The organism is Leifsonia williamsii, assembly GCF_030433685.1.
GTDB classification, from domain to species: Bacteria; Actinomycetota; Actinomycetes; order Actinomycetales; family Microbacteriaceae; genus Leifsonia; species Leifsonia williamsii.
In genome coordinates, this window is the sequence record NZ_JAROCF010000001.1 from 3,715,399 (window position 1) to 3,741,548 (window position 26,150).

General features: G+C 72.4%; 23 protein-coding genes and 1 pseudogene. 14 read left to right on the plus strand and 10 right to left on the minus strand.

The window, feature by feature from the left end:
* Nucleotides 1-83: 83 nt before the first annotated feature.
* From P5G50_RS17625 to P5G50_RS17635, 3 genes and pseudogenes are all read left to right on the plus strand, one after another.
* Complete coding sequence (locus P5G50_RS17625) at nucleotides 84-734, plus strand: alpha/beta hydrolase (RefSeq protein WP_301212950.1); 651 nt, start codon at nucleotides 84-86, stop codon at nucleotides 732-734.
* Between the two features lie 72 nt (nucleotides 735-806).
* Nucleotides 807-5,510, plus strand: a pseudogene (locus P5G50_RS17630) (ATP-dependent helicase).
* 3 nt (nucleotides 5,511-5,513) lie between these two features.
* Complete coding sequence (locus P5G50_RS17635; RefSeq protein ID WP_301212948.1) at nucleotides 5,514-6,290, plus strand: DNA-formamidopyrimidine glycosylase family protein; 777 nt, start codon at nucleotides 5,514-5,516, stop codon at nucleotides 6,288-6,290.
* Nucleotides 6,291-6,387: 97 nt separating this feature from the next.
* On the opposite strand, the gene P5G50_RS17640 is transcribed toward P5G50_RS17635, so the two are convergent.
* Nucleotides 6,388-6,969 (minus strand): NADPH-dependent FMN reductase, encoded by a 582-nt coding sequence (locus P5G50_RS17640; RefSeq protein ID WP_301212947.1) that lies wholly within the window; start codon nucleotides 6,967-6,969, stop codon nucleotides 6,388-6,390.
* A 91-nt stretch (nucleotides 6,970-7,060) separates the two neighbouring features.
* Here P5G50_RS17640 and P5G50_RS17645 point away from each other — a divergent pair, with 91 nt between their 5' ends.
* The 3 genes from P5G50_RS17645 (at nucleotide 7,061) to P5G50_RS17655 (ending at nucleotide 10,032) form a co-directional block, all read left to right on the plus strand.
* The gene (locus P5G50_RS17645; protein ID WP_301212946.1) at nucleotides 7,061-7,606 is read left to right on the plus strand and encodes a hypothetical protein; all 546 of its coding nucleotides are present in this window, start codon (nucleotides 7,061-7,063) and stop codon (nucleotides 7,604-7,606) included.
* Nucleotides 7,607-7,645: 39 nt separating this feature from the next.
* Nucleotides 7,646-8,176 carry a MarR family winged helix-turn-helix transcriptional regulator gene (locus P5G50_RS17650; RefSeq protein WP_301212945.1) on the plus strand — a complete coding sequence of 177 codons (531 nt, stop codon included), beginning with the start codon at nucleotides 7,646-7,648 and terminating at the stop codon, nucleotides 8,174-8,176.
* Nucleotides 8,177-8,262: 86 nt separating this feature from the next.
* A complete protein-coding gene (locus P5G50_RS17655; RefSeq protein WP_301230640.1) occupies nucleotides 8,263-10,032 on the plus strand; it encodes an LCP family protein in 1,770 nt (589 codons plus the stop codon).
* Nucleotides 10,033-10,121: 89 nt separating this feature from the next.
* Here P5G50_RS17655 and poxB read toward each other — a convergent pair whose 3' ends face one another.
* Complete coding sequence (gene poxB / locus P5G50_RS17660; protein ID WP_301209461.1) at nucleotides 10,122-11,855, minus strand: ubiquinone-dependent pyruvate dehydrogenase; 1,734 nt, start codon at nucleotides 11,853-11,855, stop codon at nucleotides 10,122-10,124.
* Nucleotides 11,856-12,007: 152 nt separating this feature from the next.
* On the opposite strand from poxB, the gene P5G50_RS17665 reads away from it, so the two are divergent.
* Nucleotides 12,008-12,646 (plus strand): ScbR family autoregulator-binding transcription factor, encoded by a 639-nt coding sequence (locus tag P5G50_RS17665; RefSeq protein ID WP_301209462.1) that lies wholly within the window; start codon nucleotides 12,008-12,010, stop codon nucleotides 12,644-12,646.
* A 54-nt stretch (nucleotides 12,647-12,700) separates the two neighbouring features.
* Nucleotides 12,701-13,081: a DUF3566 domain-containing protein gene (locus P5G50_RS17670; protein ID WP_301209463.1), complete on the plus strand. Its 381-nt coding sequence runs from the start codon at nucleotides 12,701-12,703 to the stop codon at nucleotides 13,079-13,081.
* On the opposite strand, the gene P5G50_RS17675 is transcribed toward P5G50_RS17670, so the two are convergent.
* The gene (locus P5G50_RS17675) at nucleotides 13,062-13,661 is read right to left on the minus strand and encodes a TetR/AcrR family transcriptional regulator C-terminal domain-containing protein (protein ID WP_301209464.1); all 600 of its coding nucleotides are present in this window, start codon (nucleotides 13,659-13,661) and stop codon (nucleotides 13,062-13,064) included. The two genes, P5G50_RS17670 and P5G50_RS17675, sit on opposite strands and share 20 nt — an antisense overlap.
* A gap of 54 nt (nucleotides 13,662-13,715) precedes the next feature.
* On the opposite strand from P5G50_RS17675, the gene P5G50_RS17680 reads away from it, so the two are divergent.
* From P5G50_RS17680 to P5G50_RS17695, 4 genes are read left to right on the plus strand one after another with little or no spacing between them, the layout of a single operon-like run.
* On the plus strand, nucleotides 13,716-14,351 hold the full coding sequence (locus P5G50_RS17680; protein WP_301209465.1) for a biotin transporter BioY: 636 nt from the start codon (nucleotides 13,716-13,718) through the stop codon (nucleotides 14,349-14,351).
* Complete coding sequence (locus P5G50_RS17685; RefSeq protein ID WP_301209466.1) at nucleotides 14,348-15,064, plus strand: energy-coupling factor ABC transporter ATP-binding protein; 717 nt, start codon at nucleotides 14,348-14,350, stop codon at nucleotides 15,062-15,064. Before P5G50_RS17680 ends, P5G50_RS17685 begins: the two co-directional genes overlap by 4 nt.
* Nucleotides 15,058-15,654 carry an energy-coupling factor transporter transmembrane component T family protein gene (locus tag P5G50_RS17690; protein ID WP_301209467.1) on the plus strand — a complete coding sequence of 199 codons (597 nt, stop codon included), beginning with the start codon at nucleotides 15,058-15,060 and terminating at the stop codon, nucleotides 15,652-15,654. The genes P5G50_RS17685 and P5G50_RS17690 overlap by 7 nt, the downstream gene beginning before the upstream one ends.
* An 11-nt stretch (nucleotides 15,655-15,665) precedes the next feature.
* A complete protein-coding gene (locus P5G50_RS17695) occupies nucleotides 15,666-15,995 on the plus strand; it encodes a CHY zinc finger protein (RefSeq protein WP_301210025.1) in 330 nt (109 codons plus the stop codon).
* Between the two features lie 35 nt (nucleotides 15,996-16,030).
* Here the strand turns inward: P5G50_RS17695 and P5G50_RS17700 are convergent, their stop codons facing one another.
* The 6 genes from P5G50_RS17700 to P5G50_RS17725 form a co-directional block, all read right to left on the minus strand.
* Nucleotides 16,031-17,017 (minus strand): NAD-dependent epimerase/dehydratase family protein, encoded by a 987-nt coding sequence (locus P5G50_RS17700; RefSeq protein WP_301209468.1) that lies wholly within the window; start codon nucleotides 17,015-17,017, stop codon nucleotides 16,031-16,033.
* Complete coding sequence (locus P5G50_RS17705) at nucleotides 17,014-17,454, minus strand: MerR family transcriptional regulator (protein WP_301209469.1); 441 nt, start codon at nucleotides 17,452-17,454, stop codon at nucleotides 17,014-17,016. Before P5G50_RS17705 ends, P5G50_RS17700 begins: the two co-directional genes overlap by 4 nt.
* A gap of 59 nt (nucleotides 17,455-17,513) precedes the next feature.
* On the minus strand, nucleotides 17,514-18,464 hold the full coding sequence (locus P5G50_RS17710; protein WP_301209470.1) for an NAD(P)-dependent alcohol dehydrogenase: 951 nt from the start codon (nucleotides 18,462-18,464) through the stop codon (nucleotides 17,514-17,516).
* Nucleotides 18,465-18,476: 12 nt separating this feature from the next.
* Complete coding sequence (locus tag P5G50_RS17715; protein WP_301209471.1) at nucleotides 18,477-18,704, minus strand: helix-turn-helix transcriptional regulator; 228 nt, start codon at nucleotides 18,702-18,704, stop codon at nucleotides 18,477-18,479.
* Nucleotides 18,698-19,108 (minus strand): hypothetical protein, encoded by a 411-nt coding sequence (locus tag P5G50_RS17720; protein ID WP_301209472.1) that lies wholly within the window; start codon nucleotides 19,106-19,108, stop codon nucleotides 18,698-18,700. The genes P5G50_RS17715 and P5G50_RS17720 overlap by 7 nt, the downstream gene beginning before the upstream one ends.
* Nucleotides 19,109-19,272: 164 nt before the next feature.
* On the minus strand, nucleotides 19,273-24,078 hold the full coding sequence (locus P5G50_RS17725; protein ID WP_301209473.1) for an ExeM/NucH family extracellular endonuclease: 4,806 nt from the start codon (nucleotides 24,076-24,078) through the stop codon (nucleotides 19,273-19,275).
* A 210-nt stretch (nucleotides 24,079-24,288) separates the two neighbouring features.
* On the opposite strand from P5G50_RS17725, the gene P5G50_RS17730 reads away from it, so the two are divergent.
* Together P5G50_RS17730 and P5G50_RS17735 are read left to right on the plus strand one after the other, a co-directional pair.
* Nucleotides 24,289-25,194 carry a LysR family transcriptional regulator gene (locus P5G50_RS17730; RefSeq protein WP_301209474.1) on the plus strand — a complete coding sequence of 302 codons (906 nt, stop codon included), beginning with the start codon at nucleotides 24,289-24,291 and terminating at the stop codon, nucleotides 25,192-25,194.
* Nucleotide 25,195: 1 nt separating this feature from the next.
* Nucleotides 25,196-25,600 (plus strand): hypothetical protein, encoded by a 405-nt coding sequence (locus tag P5G50_RS17735; protein WP_301209475.1) that lies wholly within the window; start codon nucleotides 25,196-25,198, stop codon nucleotides 25,598-25,600.
* Here the strand turns inward: P5G50_RS17735 and P5G50_RS17740 are convergent.
* Entirely contained in the window at nucleotides 25,597-26,070 is a 474-nt protein-coding gene (locus tag P5G50_RS17740) for a nucleoside/nucleotide kinase family protein (RefSeq protein ID WP_301209476.1), read from the minus strand. The two genes, P5G50_RS17735 and P5G50_RS17740, sit on opposite strands and share 4 nt — an antisense overlap.
* Nucleotides 26,071-26,150: the final 80 nt, after the last annotated feature.

The window sequence follows — 26,150 nt, forward strand, 5'->3', positions numbered from 1 at the left end:
GCCAGGGGGCCTGGCCGATCTGTGGACAGGGGCCACACGATCGGGGGCTGTGGAGATAACACGGTGGATGGGCACAATGGAGGGTGCCGTTCCCCGCCCCCGACCTCCACCTCGACCGTGACGCCGTGCTCTGGTCCGCCGGCGAGCGCGACCGTGCAGGGCGCCCGCTGCTGGTGCTGCTGCACGGCTACGGCTCCGACGAGGCCGACCTGTTCGGGATCGCCGCCTACCTCCCGCTGGAACCCGTGATCGCCTCCCTGCGCGCCCCGATCCCCGAAGGGCCCGGCTTCGCCTGGTTCTCGCGGTTCACGAACGTCGCCGCCGACCCGCTCGCGGGCAACGCCGACGCGGCCGCGCGCGCCGTGCTGGAGTGGCTCGACGAGCAGCCGGTAGTGCCGACGGGCCTGCTGGGGTTCTCGCAGGGAGGGGCGCTGGCCCTCCAGCTGCTCCGGCTCGCTCCGGAGCGGTTCGACTACGCCGTGCAGCTGTCCGGATTCGTCGTCCAGGGCTCGCAGCAGGGCGACGCCGCGCTGGCCGAGCGCCAGCCGCCGGTGTTCTGGGGGCGCGGGACGCTCGACGATTCGATACCGGCCACCTCCCTCGACCGCACCACGGACTGGTTGCCGCAGCACAGCTCGCTCGACGCGCGCATCTACGAAGGGCTCGGCCACGGCATCTCGCCACTGGAGCTGGGCGACATCAGCGCCTTCATCCGGGCCAACCTGCCGCGCTGAGTGCCGACTGTCGACCTGGGACGCCGCTGACAGCCACCTGACAGTGTCGGTGGTCGGGGGCAGGATGGGGGGATGGGCGATGTGCTCGACCGCTTCTCCCCCGCGACCAGGGAATGGTTCCGTGGGGCCTTCGCCGCGCCCACTCCCGCCCAGGAGGGGGCGTGGGAGGCCATCTCGCACGGCAAGCACGCCCTCGTCATCGCGCCCACCGGCTCCGGCAAGACGCTCGCCTCGTTCCTCTGGGCGATCGACAAGCTGGCCGCCCAGCCGCGCGATCCGCAGGCCGCGCCCGGCACGCGCGTCCTGTACATCTCGCCGCTGAAGGCGCTCGGCGTCGACGTCGAGCGCAACCTCCGCGCTCCACTGGTCGGCGTGACGCAGACGGCGAAGCGGCTGGGCTCCGAGCCGCCGCACGTCAGCGTCGGCGTGCGCTGCGCTCGGGCGACACGCCGTCCTCCGACCGGCGCGCCCTGGTGACGAACCCGCCCGACATCCTGATCACGACCCCCGAGTCGCTGTTCCTCATGCTGACCTCGCAGGCGCGCGAGACGCTGACCCAGGTCGAGACGGTGATCGTCGACGAGGTGCACGCCGTCGCCTCCACCAAGCGCGGCGCACACCTCGCCCTGTCGCTGGAGCGGCTCGACAGCCTCCTGGCCACGCCGGCGCAACGCATCGGGCTGTCTGCGACGGTGCGGCCGCCGGAGGAGGTGGCCCGGTTCCTCGGCGGGCGCTCGCCGGTGGAGGTGGTGGCGCCGCCCGCGGGCAAGCGCTTCGACCTGCGCGTGGTCGTCCCCGTGGAGGACATGAGCGAGCTCGGCACCTCCACCTTCGCGAGCGACAACGACGACGGGTCGGCGCCGCAGGCCGGCTCGATCTGGCCGCACGTCGAGGAGGCGATCGTCGACCGGGTGCTCGAGCACCGCTCCTCCATCGTGTTCGCCAACTCGCGCCGGCTCGCCGAGCGGCTGACGGCGCGGCTCAACGAGATCTACGAGGAGCGGCTCCTCGGCGGCGAGGTCGCGGACGGCGCGCAGGAGGCGCAGCCGCGCCGCGCTCCCGCCGAACTGATGGGTGGCGCGGGGCAGACGCGCGGGTCGCAGGCGGTCGCCGATCCGGACACGCTCGTGCTCGCACGGGCCCACCACGGCTCCGTGAGCAAGGAGCAGCGGGCGCTGATCGAAGACGACCTCAAGTCGGGCCGGCTCCGGTGCGTCGTCGCGACCTCCAGCCTCGAGCTCGGGATCGACATGGGCGCGGTCGACCTGGTGGTGCAGGTGGAGGCGCGACCCTCGGTCGCGAGCGGGCTGCAGCGCGTCGGCCGCGCCGGGCACCAGGTCGGCGAGGTCTCGCGCGGCGTGCTGTTCCCGAAGCACCGCGCCGACCTCATCCACTCGGCCGTCGCCACCGAGCGGATGACCGCGGGGCTGATCGAGACGCTGCGCGTGCCGACGAACCCGCTCGACATCCTCGCTCAGCAGACGGTCGCGGCGACGGCGCTGGAGCCGATCGACGCCGACGACTGGTTCGACACCGTCCGACGCAGCGCGCCCTTCGCGACCCTGCCCCGCAGCGCGTACGACGCGACGCTCGATCTGCTCGGGCGGTACCCCTCCGACGAGTTCGCCGAGCTGCGGCCGCGCATCGTCTGGGACCGCGACGCCGGCACGCTCACCGGGCGCCCGGGGGCCCAGCGGCTCGCGGTGACGAGCGGCGGCACGATCCCCGACCGCGGCATGTTCGGCGTCTACATGGTCGGCGAGAAGGCCAGCCGGGTCGGCGAGCCGACGAGGAGATGGTGTACGAGTCGCGCGTCGGCGACGTGTTCGCGCTCGGCTCGACGAGCTGGCGCATCCAGGAGATCACGCACGACCGGGTGCTCGTGACGCCCGCGTTCGGGGAGCCGGGGCGACTGCCGTTCTGGAAGGGCGACGGCCTCGGCCGGCCGCCGAGCTGGGGCGCGCGGTCGGCGCGTTCATGCGCGAGGTGACCGCGGCCTCCCCCGCCGACGCCGAGCTGCGCTGTGTGGAGGCCGGGCTCGACGCCTGGGCGACGAACAACCTGCTGGCGTTTCTGCGCGAGCAGAAGGAGTCGACGGGGCACGTGCCCGACGACCGCACGCTTGTCGTGGAACGGTTCCGCGACGAGCTGGGCGACTGGAGGGTGGTGCTGCATTCCCCGTACGGCATGCAGGTGCACTCGCCGTGGGCCCTGGCGGTGCAGGCGCGGGTGCGCGAGCGGTACGGCATCGACGCGGGCGCGATGGCGGCCGACGACGGGATCATCGTGCGCATCCCCGACACCGAGGCGCAGCCTCCCGGCGGCGAACTGTTCGTGTTCGAGCCGCAGGAGCTCGACGAGCTGGTGACGAGCGAGGTCGGCGGGTCGGCGTTGTTCGCGTCGCGGTTCCGCGAGTGCGCCGCGCGGGCGCTGCTGCTGCCGAAGTACAACCCGGGCAAGCGGTCGCCCCTGTGGCAGCGGCAGAAGGCGTCGCAGCTGCTGGATGTGGCGCGCAAGTACCCGAGCTTCCCGATCATCCTCGAGACGATCCGCGAGTGCCTGCAGGACGTCTACGACCTCCCCGCGCTCGACGACATCGCCAAGCAGATCGAGCAGCGCCGCATCCGGCTGGTGGAGGCGAGCACCGAGTCGGCGTCGCCGTTCGCGCGGTCGTTGCTGTTCGGATATGTCGCCGCGTTCATGTACGAGGGCGACAGCCCGCTCGCGGAGCGGCGGGCGGCCGCGCTGTCGCTCGACGCCGGGCTGCTGGCCGAGCTGCTGGGGCGCGCGGAGCTGCGGGAGCTGCTCGACCCTCAGGTGATCGAGCGTGTGGAGCGGCAGCTGCAGCGGCTCGACCCCGACCGGCGCGTGCGCGGCGTGGAGGGCGTTGCCGACCTGCTGCGCCTGCTCGGACCGCTCTCGGCGGAGGAGGTCGCGGAGCGGCTGCAGGCCGAGGGGGTTGCGCCCGCGCCCCCCGGCGCCGCCGAAGCCGTCGACGCCGAGCTCGCGCCTCCCGCCGCCGACCCCGCCACCGCGCGCGCACACCTCCAGGCCCTGGTCGCCTCCCACCGCGCGCTCGCGGTCACGATCGCGGGCGTCGAGCGGTTCGCCGCCATCGAGGACGCCGCCCGGTTGCGCGACGCGCTCGGCGTGCCGCTGCCGATCGGCGTCCCTGTCGCGTTCATCGAGCCGGTGGAGGATCCGCTCGGCGACCTCGTCAGCCGGTTCGCGCGCACCCACGGGCCGTTCGAGACGGCCGACGTCGCTGCGCGGTTCGCGTTGGGCCCGGCGATCGTGCACGACGCGCTGCGCCGCCTCTCGCACGACGGGCGCGTGGTCGAGGGCGAGTTCCGGCCGCACGCGCACGGCTCCGAGTGGAGCGATGCCGAAGTGCTCCGGCGGCTCCGGCGCATGTCGCTCGCCGCGCTCCGGCACGAGGTCGAGCCGGTCGAGACGGCGGCGTTCGCGCGCTTCCTGCCCGATTGGCAGCACATCGGCTCCACGCTGCGTGGTGTCGACGCCGTCGCCTCCGTCATCGAGCAGCTCGCCGGAGCGCGCATCCCCGCTTCGGCGTGGGAGTCGCTCATCCTGCCCTCGCGCGTGGCGGACTACAGCCCGGCGATGCTCGACGAGCTCACGGCGACCGGCGAGGTCATCTGGGCGGGAGACGGCTCGCTGCCCGGCAAGGACGGCTGGGTCAGCCTCCACCTCGCCGACAGCGCGCCGCTCACCCTCGCGCCGCCGCAGGAGCACGACCCGGACGAGTTGCAACGCGGCGTGCTGGAGGCGCTGTCGCGCGGCGGCGGCTACTTCTTCCGTCAGCTCTCGGACGCCGTCGGGATGGAGCGGGGCTCCGCGATCGACGACTCGGCGCTCGAGACGGCTCTGTGGGACCTCGCCTGGTCCGGGCTCGTGACCAACGACACGCTCGCGCCGCTGCGCGTGCTGACCGCGGGCGGCACCGCGGCGCACAAGCGGCCGCGGCAGCCGACGCGCTCGCGCATGTACCGTGGGCGCGCTGCCACCCGCTCGGCGATGGTGACCAGGATGGGGCCGCCGACCGTCGCCGGCCGGTGGTCGCTGCTCCCCGAGCGCGACCTCGACTCCACCGTCCGGGCGCACGGCCAGGCCGAGACGCTGCTCGACCGGTACGGCGTGGTGACCCGCGGGTCGGTGATGAACGAGGGGACGCCCGGCGGATTCGCGCTCGCCTACAAGGTGCTGAGCGGCTTCGAGGAGACCGGGCGCGCCCGCCGCGGCTACTTCGTGGAGACGCTGGGCGCCGCGCAGTTCGCGGCCGGCGCGACCGTGGACCGGCTGCGCTCGTTCACGCGCGATCACACGCAGGAGCGCCCCTTCGAGGCCGTCGCCCTGGCAGCGACCGACCCCGCCAACCCGTACGGTGCCGCGCTCCCCTGGCCTGCTGTCCCCGCACCGCCGGGCGGCACCGAGGGCGGCACCGGCCACCGTCCGGGTCGCAAGGCCGGCGCACTGGTGGTCCTGGTCGACGGCGAGCTGACGCTCTACGTCGAGCGCGGCGGCAAGAGCCTGCTGTGCTTCGTCGACCCGTCGGCGGAGGGGCCGGAGGCGGAGGAGGCCGCGGCGGCGATGCGCGCAGCCTCCCGCGCCCTCGCCTCCCTCGTGACGGCCCGCCGGGTCGACAAGCTCGCCATCGAGACCGTCAACGGTGGTTTCGTGCTCGGCACCGGCCTCGGCGACGCGCTGACCGAGGCCGGGTTCACGGCGACACCGCGCGGACTGCGACTGCGGGGCTGACGGATGCCCGAGGGAGACACCGTCTACCGGGCGGCGCGGAGGCTCAATGACGCGCTGGCCGGAAAAGTGCTGACCGCGACCGACTTCCGGGTACCCGCGTACGCGACCGTCGACCTCTCCGGCGACCGGGTCGACGAGGTGGTGAGCCGCGGCAAGCACCTGCTGATGCGCGTGGGTGAGCACACCATCCACAGCCACCTGAAGATGGAGGGCTCGTGGGAGCTGTACCCGGCCGGCGGCCGCTGGCGGCATCCCGCGCACCAGGCCCGCGCCGTGCTGCGGACCGCGGACACCGACGCGGTCGGCTTCCTGCTCGGGATCCTGGAGGTGCTGCCGCGGAATCAAGAGGAGGAGGCGGTCGGCTATCTCGGCCCCGACCTCCTCGGCCCCGACTGGGATGCGGCGGAGGCGGTGCGCCGGGTGGAGGCGCACCCCGAGGTGCCGGTCGCCGTCGCCCTGCTCGACCAGCGCAACCTGGCGGGCCTCGGCAACGAGTACGTCAACGAGCTGTGCTTCCTGCGCGGGATGCTGCCGACCCGGCCGGTGAGCGACGCGGACATCCCTGCGGCGGTCGCGCTGGGCCACCGGATGATCGTCGCGAACCGCAACCGGCCGGTTCGCGTGACCACCGGCGACACGCGGCGCGGCAAGTCGAGCTGGGTGTACGGCCGCAAGGGGCAGCCGTGCCGGCGGTGCGGGACGCCCATCCAGCGCTCGGAGCTCGGCCGCACGGAGCTGGAGGAGCGCGTCACCTACTTCTGCCCGGTCTGCCAGACCTGACGGCGCGCTCCCGAACATGCCACGAGGGCCGTCGTTGTGTCGGAATCCGGGCGGAATAACGACACAACGACGCCCCTCGGCGCCGGGCAGGTGCGGGTTACGCGGCGGCGGACTCCGCGGCGGATTCGGCGCGCACGGTCTCGAGCGCGCGCGACCAGGACTCGACCTGGTCGAAGAGCGGGGTGAGCGCGGCCTCCTGCTGCTGCGTCGGCTTGAGCGCCCAGTTCTCGAAGTCGTGGGCGAGGCTCAGGCCCACGTGGGCGCTGACGGTCGCGACCTGGAGCTGCGAGAGCACGAGGCGCAGGTGCTCGACAGCGCGGGCGCCGCCGAAGACGCCGTAGCTGACGAAGCCGGCCGCCTTGTTGAACCACTCGGCGCCGACGTAGTCGATCGCGTTCTTGAGCGCGCCGGAGGTGCTGTGGTTGTACTCGGGGGTGACGAAGATGTAGCCGTCGAACTCGTCGATCTTCGCAGCCCACGCCTTGGTGTGCTCGCCGGCGTACTGGCCCATCGCGGCGGGCATCGCCTCGTCGAGGTGCGGCAGGTCCCAGTCCTTGAGGTCGACGAGCTCGTACTCGACGCCCGTGCGCTTCGCGGCGTGCTCGTGGACCCAGCGGGCGACGGCCTCGCCGTTGCGTCCGGGGCGGGTGCTGCCGATGATGATGGCGATCCTGGTCATGTCAGCCTTTCGTGTCGGATGAAGTTGACGTGTCATCAACGGGCGAACGCGCGCCGGCCCTCCCGCATTCCCGGCTCGCTAAGCTCGTCCCATGGCTGCGCCGGACCCCGAACGCCACGATGACCGGTACCTCCCCGCCGACGCCACGGAGGATCAGCGGCGACAGGCCGGCGACCGCCTGCGCGAGCGCATCTATGCGACCTTCACCGCGCTGGCCGTACTGATGGCCATCAACGGCCACGGCGGCCACCTCGACCCGCTGGACACGCTCTTCACGCTGGTCATCTCGGTCGTCGGCGTGCTCCTCGCCGGGCTCGCCTCCGACTTCGTGTCGCACATGATCGTGCACAACACCCTCCCCTCGGCCGGGGAGTTCGGGCACATGGCCGCCGTCGCCTCCCGCGCCCTCGGCGTGATCGGCGTGCCGGTGGTCGTGCTCGGGCTGGCGGCGGCGGACGTGATGGAGACGCGCACGGCGATGATCGTGGCCATCGTCGCCCTGATCGTGTCGCTCGCGGTGGTCGGGCGCATCGCGGTGAACCGCACCGGCCTCCCCTGGTGGAAGCAGCTGATCGTGCTCGGGGCGATCACCCTGCTCGGCGTGCTCGTCGTGTTTCTGGAGCAGCTCGCGCACTGACGACGACCGGCCGGGCCGCGCGCGTGCGAGGATGGCGGCATGGCCACCGCGCGCACCCGGCCCGACCCGCGCAAGCTCAGCGACGACGAGCTGCGGCTGTTCCATGAGTTCTATCTCATGCGCCGCGGGTTCGACCGGGCGCTCGACCAGCAGCTCCAGCGCGACGCCGGCATCTCCATCTCCGAGCTGGAGGTGCTGATGGCGCTGATCCGCTCCCCCGGCCGTCGTCTCCGTGTGCGCGACCTCGTCGCGGCGACCGGGTGGGAGAAGAGCCGCGTCTCGCACCAGGTCACCCGGATGGAGGCGCGGGGCTTCGTCGAGCGGCAGGACTGCGCCGAGGACCGCCGGGCCAGCTGGATCCACCTGACCGGCGACGGGCGCCGCAAGGTCGTCCGGGTGCTGCCGGAGCACACGGCGACCATCCGCCGCATCCTCTACGACGCCCTCAGCCCGGAGCAGCAGGAGGAGCTGCTCGCCATCTCCACCCGCATGACGGAGGCGATGGGCCGCGAGCCGGGCGCGGAGCCCGAGGACGTCGTCGTTCCGGGCGTCCAGGAGGCAGCCGGCTGAGAGCGGCGCCGGGAATTGCTGGCGATTCGTCGGGAACGCGCTCGGAAAACAGGGGGTTCCAAGGCGGCGCCCTCTAGCGTTTCCGTGTGAGACGCCCGACTGATCCCGCCTCCGGCCCCGGTGCCGACCGCCCCGGTTCCGCCCGGGGCGACTCCGTCGACCCCGCGACCGCGGTGTTCGGGCGCGTGCCCGACGCCGATCCCCGCCGCCCGGTCCGCGCGACGCGACCGGCGTCGCGGGTGCCGGCGGGTGCGGGCGGCGGCGCAGGTGCGGTGAGCGGAGGCGCGAGCGGCGCGGCGGGCTCGCCCTTCGACGACCTCGGCCTCGGCGGCGGCAACAGTGGCGGCAGCGGCGGCGGCAACGGCCGGGGCGGACGCGGCGGTCGCGGCGGAGACGGCGGACGCGGCGACGGCGGAGGCGGCGACGACTCCGGCCGCGGCGACGGCTCCACCCCGCCTCCCGGCAAGCGTCCGCGGCGTCGTCGCGCCAAGCGCATCATCGCGTGGACGGCCGCCGCGCTGGCCGTGATCCTCGTGGTCGTCGGCGGGTACGCGGCGTACAGCTACTTCCGCTTCGTGGGCGGCGTGACCCACGTCGACGTGATCGGCAAGAAGGGCAACGACGTCGACGGGCAGGACCAGAACATCCTGCTGGTGGGCGACGACCACCGGCCCGACAACGCGACGCCCGAGCAGCTCGCCCAGCTCAGCACCACCGAGGACGGCGGCAGCACCAACACCGACACGATGATGATCCTGCACCTCCCGGCGGACGGGAAGTCGGCGACCCTCATCTCCCTCCCCCGCGACTCCTGGGTGGATGTGCCGGGGCACGGGATGAACAAGCTCAACTCCGCCTTCTCGCTCGGAGGCGGCGCGACCGATCCGACGGCCGGCGCGAAGCTGCTGATCGACACCGTGCAGAACCTCACCGGCCTCTCGATCGATCACTACGTGCGCGTCTCGCTGCTCGGCTTCTACACGATCGCCGACGCGCTCGGGCCGGTGCAGGTCTGCCTCAACGAGGCCGTGGACGACCCGTACTCGGGCGCGAACTTCCCGGCGGGCGTGTCGACGCTGAACGCGCAGCAGGCGCTCTCGTTCGTGCGCCAGCGGCACGGGCTGCCGCGCGGCGACCTCGACCGCGTGGTGCGGCAGCAGTACTTCCTCTCGGTGGAGGCGCACAAGGCCCTCTCCGCCGGCACGCTGCTGAACCCGGGCAAGCTGACGAAGGTGCTCGACGCGGTCAGCGGGTCGCTCGAGACCGATCCCGGGCTCAACTTCCTGCAGCTCGCGGCGCAGATGCAGGGACTCACCGGCGGCAAGATCCAGTCGGCGACCATCCCGATCTCCGGCACGCCGACGATCGACGTCGACGGCGACGAGATCTCGGTGGTGGAGGTCGACACGGCCGCGATGCCCGCGTTCATCCAGAGCCTGATGGGCACGCCCGGCGACTATGAGAAGGCGACCGCGGCGAAGCCCGCCGACACGACGGTGACCGTGCTCAACGGCGGCAGCGCGGACGGCGCGGCGACCACCGCGACGCAGACCCTCGCCGCAGCCGGGTTCAAGACGGGCGCGCCCGGAGACGCGGACACGACGGCGACCACGACCATCCAGTACCCGAAGGGCCAGGAGGCGCAGGCGAAGGCGGTCGCCGCCTTCGTGCCGGGCGCGGTCGTGCAGGAGACCGGCTCGGTGAGCGGCGTGACGCTGGTGCTCGGCGACGACGGCATCATGCCGGCCGCGCCGGCCACCGGCGACGCCGGTGCGGCGCCCGCCCCGGCTCCCGCGCCCGCCGCGACCCCGACCTCCCCGGCCCAGTCCTACTCGGACCAGGTCTGCATCAACTAGCCCGGGCAACCGTCGAGTACGCGCGAATTCCCGAGAAAACCGCCGAGTACGCGGAGAATCTGCGTACTCGACGGTTTGCCAACCGGGGGTCAGTCGAAGAGGCGGCGGAAGACGTTCGTGTCGGCGAGGTCGATGAGCTCGTCGCCGCGGCCGGACATGATCGTGCGCAGCGCGTAGAGGGTGAAGCCGCTGACCTGCTTCGCGGTGATCGCCGGCGGGATGCTGAGCTCCTGCCGGGCGGTCACCACGTCGATCAGGGCGGGACCGTCGTGCGCGAACGCCTCGCGCAGGGCGCCCTCGAGGTCGTCCGGCTCCTCCACCCGCCGGCCGTACAGGCCGATCGCCTGCGCGACCTTCGCGAAGTCGGGGTTCTCGAGGCCGGTGCCGTAGTTGACGAAGCCGGCGGCCTTCATCTCCACCTCGACGAAGTTCAGCGAGGAGTTGTTGAACACCACGATCTTCACCGGCAGCTTGTTCTGCCGCAGCGTCAGCAGCTCGCCGAGCAGCATCGCGAGGCCGCCGTCTCCGGCGAGCGCCACCACCTGCCGGCCGGGGAAGGCGGTCTGCGCGCCGATGGCCTGCGGCAGCGCGTTCGCCATCGAGCCGTGCGTGAACGACCCGATCAGCCTCCGCCGGCCGTTCATCTTCAGGTAGCGCGCCGCCCAGACGACGGGCGAGCCGACGTCGGGGATGAACACCGCGTCCTCGCTGGCGAGCTCGCTGACCAGCCGGGCGACGTACTGGGGGTGGATGGGCTGGCGGTTGCGGTCGTTGACGGCCAGCTCGTCGAGACTCTTGCGGGCCTTGGCGTAGTGGTTGGTGGAGGCGTCGAGATGCTTGCTGTCGGAGCGCTCCGACAGCAGCGGGAGCAGCGCCTTCACCGTGTCCTTGACGCTGCCGACCAGCCCGAGGTCGAGCGGCGTGCGGCGGCCGAGGACCTCGCCGCGGATGTCGACCTGGATGATCTTCGCCTTGGACGGGTAGAACTGCGGGTACGGGAAGTCGGTGCCGAGCATGAGCAGCGCGTCGCACGCCTCCATCGCCCGGTAGCCGGAGGAGAAGCCGAGCAGGCCGGTCATGCCGACGTCGTAGGGGTTGTCGTACTCGACGAACTCCTTGCCGCGCATGGCGTGGACGACGGGAGCCTGGAGCGCCTTCGCGATCGAGATCAGCTCGGAATGCGCGCCCTCGACACCCGCGCCGGCGAGGATCGTCACCTTCTTGGCCGCGTTGAGGATGTCGGCGGCGGACTGCAGCTCGGCGTCGGAGGGGCGGGTGACGCGCGGCGCCTCCACGATGGGGGCGGACTTGCGGCGGCCGGCGGCGTCGGCGAGGAAGATCTCGCCCGGGATGACGATGACGGCGACGCCGCGCTTCTCGACCGCTGCGCGCATCGCGATCTCCAGGATGCGCGGCAGCTGCTCCGGCTGGCTGACCAGCTCGGTGTAGACGGACGCCTCGCGGAACAGCTCCTGCGGGTGCGTCTCCTGGAAGTAGCCGGTGCCGATCTCGGCCTGCGGGATCTGCGCCGCGATCGCGAGCACGGGCACGCGGCTGCGGTTTGCGTCGTACAGCCCGTTGATCAGGTGCGTGTTGCCGGGCCCGCAGCTGCCGGCGCAGACGGCGAGACCGCCGGTGAGCGCCGCCTCCGCCGACGCCGCGAACGCCGCGGCCTCCTCGTGCCGCACATGCTCCCACGCGACCTCGCCCGAGCGGCGCAGCGCGTCGGTGAACCCGTTGAGGGAGTCGCCGGGGATCCCGTAGACGCGGTTCACCCCCGCGTCGTGGAGGATCTCGACGATGGTGTCGGCGACGGTGGTCATGGGCAGGCCCCTCTCCTGGAATGTCGGCTCCTCCGCAACGCTACGCCCGGACCGCGGGCGGCGGAGGCGGCGTGGACGAACGTTCACCGTGGTCGGAGGAACGGTGGGTTAACGTGTGACGAGCCCCTCCACCCTCGACGCCCAGGAGCCCCATGGTCAAGCAAGCGCGCGCCCGGATCACGAGGGACGCGATCGTCGCGGGCGCAGCGGAGGTCTTCCGGCGCCGGGGCTACGGCTCGGCGTCGGTGGCCGAGATCGCGGCGGAGTCGGGGATGACCAAGGGCGCGCTGTACTTCCACTTCGTCTCCAAGGACGACCTCGCCCGGGCGGTCATCGAGGAGCAGCACCGCCGCACCATGACCGCGGTCGCGGCGACGCTCGAGGAGGGCAGGCCGGCGCTGGAGACGATGGTGGTGCTGTGCCTGGGCCTGGCGGAGCAGCTGCAGGCCGACCGGGTCGTGCAAGCCGGGGTGCGGCTCACGACCGACGTCTCGACGTTCGAGCAGCCGGTGGCCGACCCGTACCGCGACTGGATGCGCACGCTCGCCGAGCTGACCCGGCGCGGGATCGCGGAGGGCGACCTGCGCCCCGAGGTCGACCCGGAGACGTTCGCGCGCTTCCTCTCACCCGCGTTCACCGGCGTGCAGCTGGTGTCGGAGACGCTCACCGACCACGCCGATCTGCTGCAGCGGGTGCGCGAGCTGTGGGCGTTCGTGCTGCCGGGCATCGTCGCGACCGGCCGCGCGAAGGCGCTGCAGGGCCTGCCGGAGTCCGTCGGCGTCTCCCGCTAGACTGAGCCGAGGGGACCGCCGATCACCGGCGGCAGCGGTACCTGGGGAGGTCGCGTGGCGGCACGCACGAAGAAGCAGACGCGACGCGCCGTCATGCGCCTGGTCTACATCGACTTCTGGTCGGCGCTGAAGATGTCGTTCCTGGTGAGCCTCATCGTGGCCGCGGTCACCGTCGTGCTGATGCTGCTGCTGTGGAGCGTGCTGGAGAAGTTCGGGCTGGTGCAGACGGCCCGCGATCTGCTGGACGGCATCGCCGGTGAGCAGGGCGCCGCCCTCGTGGCCGACCTGACCTTCCCGAACGTGATGACCTTCACGCTCGTCGTCGCGGTGCTCGAGCTGATCGTCGTGTCGGCGCTCGGCGCCATCGCGGCCGCGCTGTTCAACCTCGCCACCCACGTCGTGGGCGGCTGGAAGGTCACGTTCGGGAGCGACTGACCCGCTCCAGTCCGCCGACCAGCAGGTCGATTCCGAAGGCGAACGCCTCCGCCGAGTCCGTGCCCGCCTCCGCGGAGGCGCTGTCGGCCAGCACGCCCAGGCTGTCGTACTGCAGGCGCTGCTGCTCGTGCGAGACATGCCCGAGCACGAAGTGCAGGAGGGCCGTGGCCGCGCGCCGGGCGGTCTCGTCGTCGAAGCCGCCGGCGGTCACCGCGTCGGTGAAGCGGTCGAGCGGTGCGCCAGCGCCGAGGCCGAGCGCGAAGGTGCTGGAGACGACCTCGGCGCCGTCGCGGTAGGCGAGGAGCGCGTCGCGCAGGGCGGCGGCCTCCGCGCGGACGGTGTCGCTCCAGTCGAGCCCGCTCGCCGGTTGGGCGGCACGCGCCACGATGCGGTCCGCGAGCTCGGCAAGCAGCGTCTGCTTGTTCGGGAAGTGGTGGTAGAGCGCGCTGGGCTGCACGTCGAGGGCGGCGGCGAGGCGGCGCATCGTCAGATCCGGGAGGCCGTCGTCGTCGAGGATGCGGAGCGCCGTGCGCGCGACGTCGTCCCTGGTGTGCCTGCGGCCGCTTTCGTTCGACGTCACGCTCCCACTATAGTGAACGGCGTTCAGGTGAACACCGTTCAGGTTAGGACTGAGATGACCGACTCCCCCACCACCGCACCCGCCCCTGCGCCTTCTCCTACCGCGCCGGCCGCACGCTCCCGCCGCCTCGACGCGACGGACCTCGCGCGCGTCGCCGTCTTCGCCGCGATCGTCGCCGTGCTCGGACTGCCCGGCGGACTCAGCGTGTTCGGGTCCGTGCCGATCACCGCCCAGACGCTCGGCGTGATGCTCGCCGGTGCCATCCTCGGTCCCTGGCTCGGGGCGCTGTCGATGGCGGTGCTGCTCGCCCTCGTCGCCGTCGGCCTCCCGCTCCTCGTCGGCGGGCGCGGCGGCATCGCGGTCTTCGTCGGCCCGAGCGGAGGCTACGCGCTCGGCTGGATCGCGGGCGCGCTCGTCATCGGGCTGATCGTGCACGCGGCTCACCGCAAGCCGGTGTGGTGGCGCACCTTCCTCGGCATGCTCGTCGGGGGCGTACTCGTGATCTATGCGGTCGGCATCCCGTGGCAGGCGGCCGTGACGCGCCTCCCGCTGGCCGAGACCGCGCTGACCAGCCTGGTGTTCGTGCCGGGCGACCTGGTGAAGGCCGTGCTCGCGACGCTGATCGTCATGACGCTCGTGCGGGCCTACCCACGGGCGTTCCGCCGCAGCTGGAGCACGCGGGCCGCGTGAGCGCGAACGTGCCGGCACACGAGCAGCACCCCGCCATCGAGTTGCGGGAGGCTGCTGTGCGGCTGGGCGAGACGGACGCGCTGCACGCCTCCACTCTCGCCGTCGACGCCAGGACCGTCGCCGTCATCGGCGAGAACGGCTCGGGCAAGTCGACCCTGGCGCGCCTTCTCTGCGGGCTGGTCGCGCCGACGGGAGGCCGGGTGCGGGTGCTCGGGCTCGACCCGGTGCGGCAGGCCGGCGAGCTGCGGCGGCGCGTCGCCGTGCTGTTCAGCAACCCCGACGCCCAGATCGTGATGCCGACCGTCGCCGAGGACGTGGCGTTCTCGCTGCGCGCCGACCGCCTCCCACGCGCCGAGTCGGCCGCGCGGGTGGCCGAAGCGCTCGACCGGTTCGGGCTGACCGACCTCGCCGAGCGGTCGGCGCACGACCTCTCGGGCGGCCAGAAGCAGCTGCTGGCGCTGGCCGGCGCGTTCGTGCGGCGGCCCGAGCTGGTCGTCGCCGACGAGCCGACGGCGTACCTCGACGCGAGGAACGCGCGGCTGGTCGCCGGGCACCTCCTGGCCGACACCGGGCACCGGCTCGTGCTCGTGACCCACGACCTGAGCCTGGCCGCGCGCTGCGACGCGGCCGTGCTCGTGGCCGACGGCACGGTCGCCGCGGTGGGTGCGCCCGAGCAGATCATCGACGCGTACGAGGCGGCGCTCGCGTGCTGACGCTCTACCGCCCGGGCGACGGGCTGCTGCACCGGATGCCCGCGGGGCCGAAGCTGCTGCTCGTACTCGCCGTGGTGCTGGCGGTCTCGCTGCTGCCCTCCGCCTGGTGGGCGGCAGCGGTCGCGACCGTCGTCGCGGTGGCGTGCTACCTGATCGCCGGCGTCGGGCTCGCGGAGCTCGGCCGCCAGGTGCTCGCGGTGCGCTGGCTGATCGTCGTCACGCTCGGCTTCCAGCTGATCTTCCTCGGGGTGGAGGCCGCCGTCGCGAACACGGCGCGCGTCACCGCGGCCGTCGTGCTGGCCGGGCTGCTCGTCCTGACGACGCGGGTCACCGACCTGCTCGACGCGGTGGAGCGCGGACTCGCCCCGCTGCAGCGCCTCCGCGTCGACCCGCAGCGGGTGGCGCTGCTGCTGACGGTCACGCTCGGCACGGTGCCTGTGCTGGCGCGGCTCGCGGGCGAGGTGCGGGAGGCGCAGCGGGCGCGCGGCGGACGTGCGAGCCTCCGGGCGTTCGCGGTACCGTTCCTGGTGCTGGCGCTGAAGCACGCGGACCAGCTGGGCGACGCGCTGAGCGCGCGAGGGGTGCGGTGAGGGCGGTGATGATGGAGGACGACAGCAGGGTCGCCGTGCTCGGACCCGTCGTCGACGATCAGACGCGCTGCATCCACTACCGGTCCGCGCTCGACGTGGTGGCGATCCGGTTCGCGTGCTGCGGCGAGTACTACCCCTGCCATCTGTGCCACGAGGAGGCGGCGGGGCACCCGGCGACGCCGTGGCCGCTCGACGCCAGGGGCGAGCGGGCGGTGCTGTGCGGGGTCTGCCGCACCGAGCTGACGATCGCCGACTATCTGACGGCGACCGCCTGCCCGGCGTGCGGGGCCGCGTTCAACCCGGGCTGCAACCTCCACACCCACCTGTACTTCGAGGTCTGAGCGGCCGGAGGCCCGAGCGGCCGCCGCCGCCCGGTTCAGGCGCGGACGGCCAGGAGACCGAGGTCGCGCAGGCTCTCCGCAGTCTCGACGATCGTCGCCACCGCGGGGCGGGGGCGGAGTCCCAGTTCGCGCTTCGCCCGCTCGTTGTGGATCGTCAGCGGTGCGGGCTCGTCGCCGGACGCCTCCACCGTGGGGACGCGCTCGGCGAGCGGGCCGAGCTCGCGGCGCAGCACGTCCGCCACGTCGAGGAACGTCATCGTCGGGCCGTCCGCCAGGATCAGGTAGCGCTTGCCCGCCGCCTCCGGCGTCGACATCGCGGCGAGGTGCGCCGCCGAGACGTCGCGCACATCCGCCATCCCGAAGCGCTGGCGCGGCGTCGCGGTCATGGTGCCGTCGAGCATGCCGGTGAAGACGGCGAGCGACGAACGGGCCGAGGCGGTCAGGGTGGGTCCGGCGATCCACGTCGGGTTGAGGGCGACCAGCTCGAGGCCGGCTCCCTCGCGCTCGACGAAGTCCCACGCGGCGCGCTCGGCCACCGCCTTCGACAGCGGGTAGGCGGGGAGGCCCGGCGTCTCCGGGTCGGTCCAGTCGCTCTCGTCGTAGTCGCGCACCGGCTTCGGCGAGTAGCCGACGGCGGCGAAGGAGGAGGTGAGCACCACCCGCCGGACTCCCGCGTGGCTGGCGGCCCGCAGCACGCGGAGTGCGCCGTCGCGGGCGGGGATCACGACCTCGTCGGGGACGGCGGTCTGGATCATCGGGGACGCGGTGTGGTGCACCTCCTCGATGCCGGCGAGCGCGGCCTCCCACCCCTCGTCGTCCGTGAGGGAGGCCGCGACGAACGAGAGCGCGCCGTCGTCGGCCCCTGCCCGGCGGACGGCCGCGCGCACCTCCTCCTCGCGGTCGAGCGAGCGGACCGTCGTGCGGACGGCGGCGCCGGATGCGAGCAGGTCGGCGAGCAGCCGGGTGGCGAGGTAGCCGGTACCGCCCGTGACGAGGACGGTGGGAGTGGAGCTGGAGGTCATCGGAAGGTCTCCTCGAGTCGGGGAAGGATGGATGCGAGCTGCGCGTGGGTGCGCTCCTCGTCGGCGGCGTCGTCGCGCTCGCGCGCGTCCCAGAGGGCCGCCTTGACCCGCAGGTAGTCGAGGTGCACGCGCAGCCGCGCGAGCTCCTCCTCCACCCGCTCGGCGTGGCGGAGCAGGATGTCGCGCTGCTCGCCCGCCGCCGCGCGACCGCGGCGGCGGTTGGCCTGGTACGTGCGCATGTCCTGGATGCCGACGCCCATCGCGCGCAGGCACGCCAGCACCTGCGCGTCGTCGAGGTCGCCCTCGGCGTACCGGCGGTGGCCGCTGCTCTCGTCGCGGGCGATCGGGCCGAGCAGGCCGACCTCCTCGTAGTAGCGCAGCGTGGGCTCGCTGAGCCCGCTCTGCCGGGAGACGTCCTGGATGGTCAGTGCGGTCATGACCCCATCAGAACAGACCTCAAGCGCTTGAAGTCAAGCGCGGTGTCGAGGGGATCCGATCAGAGGGTGACGACCACCTTGCCGCGAGCGCGGCCGGCGCCGATGTGCTCCACGGCGTCCGCGGTGTGCTCCAGCGGATAGACCGTGTCGATGACCGGGCGGACGGCTCCCTGCGCCCAGAGCGAGACGAGCTCGCGCTCGTCGTCGGCGTTCTCGGTCGAGACGAGGCCGACGAGATGCTGCGTGCTGACGGCGTTGAGGAGGCCCGCGGCCGCCGTGCGGCCGATGCCGCCGGTGAGCGGTCCCGCGGCCTCCCCACCGACGATCACCAGGGACCCCGTCGGAGACAGGATGCGGCGGAGCGCGCCGAGCGGGCGATTGCCGGCCGTGTCGATGATGACGTCCCAGATGCGGCCGAGGGCGAGCACGTCGGTCGTCGTGTAGTCGACGACCTCCTCGGCGCCGAGCTCACGGACGAGGTCGGCCTTCGCGCCGCTGCACACGCCCGTCACCCGGCCGCCCTGCGCGGTCGCCAGCTGCACGGCGAAGTGGCCGACGCCTCCCGCCGCTCCGAGCACCAGCACCCGGTCGCCCTCGCGGATGCCGGCGGCCCGGACCGCCTGCAGGGCCGTCACGCCGGAGATCGGCAGGGCCGCGGCCTCCACCGCGCCGAGATCGTCGGGGCGCGCCACCAGGTCGGACGCCTTCACGGCGACGTATTCGGCGAGCGCGCCGTCGGCCGAGCCGAGGACGCGCTCACCGGTCCCCTCCACCACGCCGGCGAAAGCCATGCCGCGGATGCGCGCCTTCGGGCCGCGGAACCCGAGACCGATGGCGCGCATCAGGTAGGGGCGACCCGTCGTGAGGTGCCAGGTGCCCGCGTCGATGCCGGCGGTCTCCACCCGGACCAGCACCTCATCATCGGCGGGTGCCGGGATCGGCACCTGCTCGACGTGCAGCGCGCTCGGCGGGCCGTACACGTCTTGCGTCACCGCTCGCATCGTCGTCATGATCGTCTCTTCTCAGCTCTCGGTCGTCTCGGGGTACGCGAACACGTCGTCGAGCGGGACCCCGAACACCCGCGCGATCTGGAACGCCAGCTCGAGCGACGGCGAATAGCGGCCCTGCTCGATGGCGATGATGGTCTGCCGGGTCACGCCGACGCGGTCGGCGAGCTCGGCCTGCGTCATCTCGTCGGCGCCGAACCGCAGCGCCCGGATGGAGTTGGTCACCCGCGTCGGCTTCACCACGCGGGCATCCCCTTGCGGTAGGCGACCAGGGTCGCGATCGAGCCGACCACCGCGGACAGGACGAACGCGAGGTAGACGGCGTTCGCGATCCAGAACCACGGCGTCTCGAACATCGCGAGGACGAGCGCGGCGACAGCGCCGATGACCACGAAGGCCTGGCCGATGCGCTCGCCGAACGCCTTGACCTCGCGGTCGCGCTGGTCGCGCTTGTCGGCGTCCTTCGGGTTCGTCGCCGAGACGACGATGCTCGCCAGGATGTTGACGACGATGGCGCCGCCGACGGTCCAGAGCAGCAGCGGCACGTAGGCGCCCGGACCGAGGACCGCCAGCAGGATCAGGTAGGTCGCGTACCCGATGACCGCTGTCACCAGGAAGACCCAGGAGTTCTTCTCGTCGTACGACACCACACACCTCGCATGTCAAAGATTCTGTACATGGCGAGTGTAAAGCGGGGCTGACACCGTGTCAAGAATTTTGTACATGTCGCTATCGATGCGGCGATGGGGAACGGCGAACGGCCGCCGGAGGTGTGCACCTCCGACGGCCGTCCGTCGCCGTCAGTTGCGGGTCAGTGCCCGAACAGCCAGCCGAGGATGCCGCCGATCACATCGACGATCCAGTCGATCAGGCCGTTGCCGCTGCCGTGGCCGTTGTCGGCCTTCACCTTGATGGTCGTCCAGCCGAGCACGTCGTTCTGGGCGTCCTGCACCGACAGCTTGTGGTTGCCGTTGCCGATGTCCTTCGGGAGGGTGAGCGTCAGCACACCGCTCGCCGGCACCTGCACCCAGCCGCCGCCGATGTTCTGCGGCTGCGAGTAGGCCCAGACCGAGACCCACTGGCCGGCCAGCTTCTTCCCGACGGTGATCGAGATCTGCTCGCCCGGCTTGTAGGTCGCCTTGTCGGTGCTGACGAGACCCTCCAGGGCCTTCTTCAGCGCCGACTCCTTGGCGGCCTTCGGGTCCTTCGTCGGCTTCGGGTCGCCGGGCTCGGCGGCCGCCACGGTGAGCGGCACCTGCACGGTCGTGCCCGTCGGGGTCGCCCGCAGCACCAGGCTGCTCGCGCCCGCCGCGTCGGCCGGGACCGTGAAGGTCACGGTCGCGTTGCCCGTGGCGTCCACCGCCGCGGTGCCGAGGGAGGCCGAGCTGCCCGCCCAGGTCAGCTCCAGCGCGGTGTTCGCCGGGCTGCCGAGGGAGGTCAGGTTGAGACCCTTCACCTGGAACGAGACCTGCTGGCCGCGCTGGAGGGTGCCCGTCGGCACGCCGGTCACGCCGACGCCGCGCTTGGCGAAGTCGGGCGACACCGGGCTGTGCTGCTGGAGGTAGCCGATCCACGCGTCCCGGTCGATGAGACCCGAGTCGCGGGTGTCGCTGCCCACGAAGGCGCGGAAGTTGTCCCCGCCCTGCAGCAGGAACGAGAACGACCCGATCCGGTACGACTTCGCCGGGTCGATCGGCTGCCCGTTCACGAGGATGCTCGTGATCCGGTCGCCCTCGGGGCGGGTCTCGTCGAACGTGTAGTTCACGTTCTTCGAGAGGCCGAGCGCGAGGAACGGCCGGCTGGGCACGGTGCCGTCGGCGTTGCGCTGCCACTGCTGCTCGAGCGCCTGCTTGAACTGGGCCCCGGTCAGGGTCGTGGTCCACAGGTTGTTCACGAACGGCAGGACCGCGTTCGCCTGGGCGTACGTGATCGAGCCGTCGGTGCCGTACAGCAGCTCGGCGCGCAGGCCGCCCGGGTTGACGACGCCGATCTCGGCGCCGCCCAGCTCGGCCGGCTTGAGGGTGTCGAGCAGCGAGTCCGCGACGAGGCCGCCGAGGGTGGACTGGCTGGCGCGGTCGTCACGCAGGCCGTTGGCGTAGGCCGTCGTGATGTCCGCGGTGACCGAGCCGACCTTCTGGTTGCCGATCACGGCCGCGTCGGCGAGCGCCTTGTCGACGATCGTCTTGACCTGCGCGACCCGCGGGTACGCCGCGACCAGCGCGTCGTCCGCGTCGGTCGTGCGGGCCACGTTGCGGGCCGTGTGGGCCGTCACCGTGTCGGTGTCGGGGTCGACGGTGAGCTGCACCTGGCCGATGTTCTCGCCGTAGCTGCCGGTCTGGACGACCGGACGGGTCGCACCGTCGACACCGGGCACCGGGGCGTCCCACGCGTACTGCTTGTGGGTGTGGCCGGTGAAGATGGCCGCGACCTTGTTGGAGGTCTTGGTCACGATGTCGGCGAAGGCGCCGCCCGCGGCGACCTCCTGCTCGAGGGTCGCGCCGTCCGGCGTGCCGGCTCCGGCGCCCTCGTGGTACTCGGCCACCAGCACGTCGGCCTCGCCGTTGGCGGGGTCGCCGTCGGTGAGCTCGCCCGCGACGCGGTTGACCGCCTCCACCGGGTCGCCGAAGTCGAGGTCGGCGATGCCGCCCGGCGAGACCAGGGTCGGGGTCTCCTGCGTGACGGCGCCGATGACGCCGACCTTCAGGCCGTCGACCGTGAACACGGCGTACTCGGGCAGGGCCGGGTCCTTCGTGCCCTTCTTGTAGACGTTCGCGCCGAGGTAGCTGACGTCGGCCGCGTCTTCCACCCGGCCGGTCAGGTCGGCGAAGCCCTTGTCGAACTCGTGGTTGCCCACCGAGCTCGTCTTCAGGCCGAGCGCGTTCAGCACGTCGAGCGTCGGGATGTCGCCGGCCGAGGCCGAGGCGAACAGGGAGGCGCCGATGTTGTCGCCGTCCGAGAGGAAGAGGGTGTTGCCCTCGCCGCCCTCGGCGCGCAGCTTCTCGATCGTGCCCGCGAACTTCACGGTGTTGCTGTCGATGCGACCGTGGAAGTCGTTGATGTTCAGCAGGTTCAGCGTCACGGGCGCCGCCTTCAGGCCGAGGCCCACGACGATCGGGTCGTGGTCGCTCGACCGGTACGGGTCGGCCGCGTAGAAGTTCGTGACGTTGTAGTTGTACCGGCTGTACTCCAGCGCGATGGACTCGCCCGAGTTGATGTTCCACACGTCCGCGCCGGTGATGGTCCTGTTCATCGCGGGCGAGGCGAGCACGTGGTCGAGCGAGCCGACCGTGCCGTCGAACGAGTAGGTGTACTTGCTCGTGCGGGTGCTCACCTGGTCGACGTAGCCGGCGTCGGTGAGGACCGTGATCGGGTCCTCCTTGAGGTAGGCGTTGAAGTCGCCGATCAGCAGCACCTTGTCGGTGCCCAGCGTCTTCTGCCGCTCGTCCGAGAACGCGACCAGAGCCTTGGCCTGGGCGACGCGGGAGGCGTTGGAGGCGCCCTGGCCGTCGCCCTGGTCGGCGTCGGCCCCGCTGCCCGAGCCCTTCGACTTGAAGTGGTTGACGATCGCGATGAACGTCGAGGAGTCGCCGGCGCCGACCTTCTTGAAGGCCTGCGCGAGCGGCTGGCGCGCGTTCGAGAACGCGGCGTCGTCGAGGATCTTGGCGTCGCCGACCGGCTCGGCGGTCGCCTTCTTGTAGATGAAGGCGGTGCGGATGACATCCTCGGTGGCGGGGAGCTTCGACGGCGACTTCACGTACGCCCAGACCTCGCTGCCGGCGGCGGCGTTGAGTGCGGCGACGAGCTTCGAGAGCGCGTCGTCGCGGTCCTTGCCGAACCGGGCCGAGTTCTCGATCTCCTCGAGCGAGACGACGTCGGCGCCGAGGCCGTTGATGGCCGCGACGATCTTGTCCTGCTGGCGCTTGAGGTCGTCGGCGTCGGCGGCGCCGCGGGCGTCGCAGCCGGAGTTGACGGTGACCTTCTCGCCGGCGCGGTCGGTGTAGTAGGTGCAGCCGCTCAGCTGGTCGCCGGTCGTGGTGAAGTAGTTCAACACGTTGAACGTGGCCAGGCGCAGGTCTCCGCCCACGTTCTCCGGCGCCGCGGTGCGGGTGTTGCCGAAGGTGACGGGCTGCACGTCGGCCGCGTCGGCCGGGGTCAGCTCGGCGACGGGCTGGAACTTCCAGGCGTCGTTGCGGTAGTCGAGGATGACCGGCTTGGTGAAGGTGACCGGCTCGCCGACGCGTACTGGGTTCTGCAGCGACACATACGGCAGCGGCTTGGCCTTGTTCGCCGCGCTGCCGAGGAAGTTGGTCGAGCCGCCGTCATCGAGGATGACGCCGCGGGCCTTCACATCGGCCACGGCCGCCGCGTACTCGGGCGTGCCGGGGCGCGCGACCTCGGTCGGCTGCACGAGCGGCTTGTCGCCGGCGGCGAGGCCCACCTCGCCGTACTGGTTGGTCGAGTACGTGTCGGTGACGGTGAACGCGCCCTGCGGGGCGAGCAGCATGCCCTCGAGGCCCTCGCGCTGCGCGTCGGTGGCCGGGAGGCCGACCGTGGCGGGCGTGGGAGCGGCGACCGTGCTCTTGTCGAGCTGGTCGACCTTCGTGGCGGTGAGCTCGGTGAGGCCGTTGAACTCGCTGACCGCGCCGGTGACTTGCACGTAGTCGCCGGTCTTCACCGCGGCGGCGGAGGAGGAGCCGTACACGAAGACCGCGTCGGACGCGGTGTGCGTCGCCAGGTCGACAGCGCCTCCGGTGCCGGGGGTCTGGAGGTAGAAGCCGTTGAAGCCGCCCGTCGCGTACTGCGCGGTGACGATGCCGGCGGTCGTGACCGTCTGGCCCGCCTTGGGGCTGGCGTCGCCGGTGCCCTGCAGCTCGGCGATCGTGATCGCGCCGGCCGGGGGACCCGGGTCGCCGCCGTTGCCGGGGTCGGTGCCCTCGCCCGGGTCGGTGCCGGGGTCGCCGCCGGTCGACGACGAGTTCTGCGGCGTGATGGTGGCGTTCAGGGAGAAGTCGGCGCTGTTGTCGTCCGCGTCCTTGAAGGAGGTGCGGTTCAGCGACTTCACGTCGCTGTTGGCCGTGGGGGCGGTCGCCTTGGCGGTCTCGAAGGTGTTGGAGGTGCCGTAGCCGAGGAGGTCGGCGACGTCGGCGTTGCCGGTCACCGAGCCGGTGGGCAGGGTGAGCGCCGTGGCCTTCTTCGCCAGGATGAGCGTGCCGGTGGTGCCGCTCGGGTTGAGGCCGTTCGCCGCGGCGTCAGGCGTCGGGAGGGCCTGGCCGTTCGTGCCGTTGGAGCCTCCTGCCACCAGGTAGTAGCCCTTGGCGGCGATCGAGCCGGAGAGCGGGACGACGCCGTTCGCGGCGCCCGTGCCGGTCGCGGAGCGGTACTGCACGCTCCAGCCGCCCAGGTCGACGGCGGCGTCGCCCGGGTTGTACAGCTCGACGAACTTGTTCGTGTAGGCCGCGCCGGCGCTGCCGCCGGAGAGGTAGGCCTCGTTGATGACGACACCGGTGCCGTCGGTGCTCGCGAGCGCAGGGGCCGCGACGATCGGGGCGGCGGCCAGGCCGGCGCCGACGATGGTGGCGGTGGCGACGCGCCACAGCCTCCCCAGTCTGGTTGACATTCTTCTCCTCGGTCGGTGAGGTGCTGGTGATCCGGGCGCCACCCTAGGAAATGCGGGGAACGGGCCGCTGACCCTTCTGTGAACGTACAGAAAACTCGTTCGGGGGTAGACCGCTCATTTGAGCAGACATGCGTTTTCACGCCCATGCGGGTGGGACCCGGTCGGGGGTCGTGGCGCGCGGATGCTATACGCGCGGGCCATGATGGGAGGATGCGCATCGACGAGATCGCCCAGTTCCGCGCGCTGGCCGCCGAGGGGTACCTCGCGCTGGCCGCCGACGCGCTCGGCATCTCGCAGTCGACGCTGTCGCGGACCCTGGCGAAGCTGGAGGCGGAGGCCGGCGTCGAGCTGTTCGACCGCCGCCGCGGCCGGCTCGAGCTGAACCAGTACGGGGAGATCCTGCTGGCCCACGCCGTGCGCGCCGAGACCGAGCTCGAGAACGCCAGGGCGCGCATCGACGCGCTGCGCGACCCGTCCGGCGGCACGGTCTCGATCGCGTACGTGTCGTCGTTCGGCGGCTGGCTCATCCCCCGGGTCGTGCGGGAGTACCGGGCGCTGTTCCCCGACATCCGGTTCGTGCTGCGCGGCGGCACGGCCGACACCGTGCTCGACGCGCTGCGAGAGGGATCGGCGGACCTCGCCTTCCTCAGCCCGGACCCGCGCGACCCCGACATCGACTGGCACCCGCTGACCGCCGAGCGGCTGGTGCTCGGTGTGCCGGTCGGGCATCCCCTCGCCGATCGCGCGAGCGTGACGGTCGCGGACCTCGACACGGTGGAGCTGGTGGCTCTGCGGCCGGGGTCCGGCCTTCGGCACATCGCCGACGCGTACTTCTCGGCGCACGGCGTCGTCCTGGACCCGGTCATCGAGGTGACCGAGCTCGCGACCCTGCGCGCGCTCGTGCGCGACGGCGTCGGCGTCGCGCTCATCCCCGACGCGCCGGCCGACCCCGGCATCGTCGCCGTGCCGCTCGCCGACGAGGCGTCGCGGATCGTGGGGCTCGCCCGCAACCGCACCCGGTCGGAGTCGGCGGCCGCCGCGCAGTTCGCGCGCTTCGTTCGCGAGGAGTACGCAGTGCTGCCGGAGGAGGACCGGCGCGGAGAACCGACCGCGTAGAATGGTTCTCGCTCCGGACAGCGGCGTCCTCCCGCCCCATCACCTCCGGGAGCCTCCCATCAGCAGAGAACTGCGCGTCCACTTCGTCGTCCGCGACCACCTCGGCTCGGTCACCACCCTCTTCACGTCCGAGGGCGTCGTCGACGCCGCCGCCGCGGTCGCCGACATCGAACGCGGCGCCGTCGCCTACGTGACCGGTCACGACACGTGGTCGCGCGTCCCGGTCAAGACCATGTCGGGCCTCGGCGGCGGCTTCCTGTTCGCCAACTGGGACGGCACCGGCCGCAACAACCTGCACGACCTCGCCGCCGACCCGCCGACGATCGCGAGCGCGTGCGTGCACGTGCGACCGCAGCGCCAGGGGCTGTGGCGGCGGGTCCGCGGGCTGATCGCCGGGCGGGCCTAGCAGGAGTCGGCGAAGAGGCGGCGCGGGCGCTCGGGGTCGAGGTCGTCCAGCAGCACCGACGCGACCTCGCGCGGCGCACCGAGCGGATCCTTGCGGCCGGTCGAGACGAACGACCAGTCCGCGCTGCGCTCCGGGTCGTGCTCGACCCAGAGCGAGAAGTTGAAGAAGCCGCGGAAGGCCGGCTCCAGGAGGCCAGGACCGTCGACGACCAGCACGCCCTCGTGCGTGCGGAACGGCACCACGACCTCCTGCCGGAACGCGTCGGGATCGGTACCCGCCGCGACGCTCGCACGCTCGACCGTCTCGCCGGCAGCGCGCAGGGCGGCGCCGAGGTCGTCGGCGGCGGAGGCGGGGTCGGCGCCGGGCACCCCGGTGACCGCGATGAAGCGCGGGCCGCGCGTGTAGTGCTGGTGGAACTCCGCCGCGATGCCCTCGTAGAAGGCGGCGCGGTCGGTGGAGGTGTCGGTCATGGGGCGAGTATCCCACCGAATGCCGGTGGATGCCCCGCCGAGTCGTGACATCGTGTCGCTTCTCGCGCCGAGTCGCGACA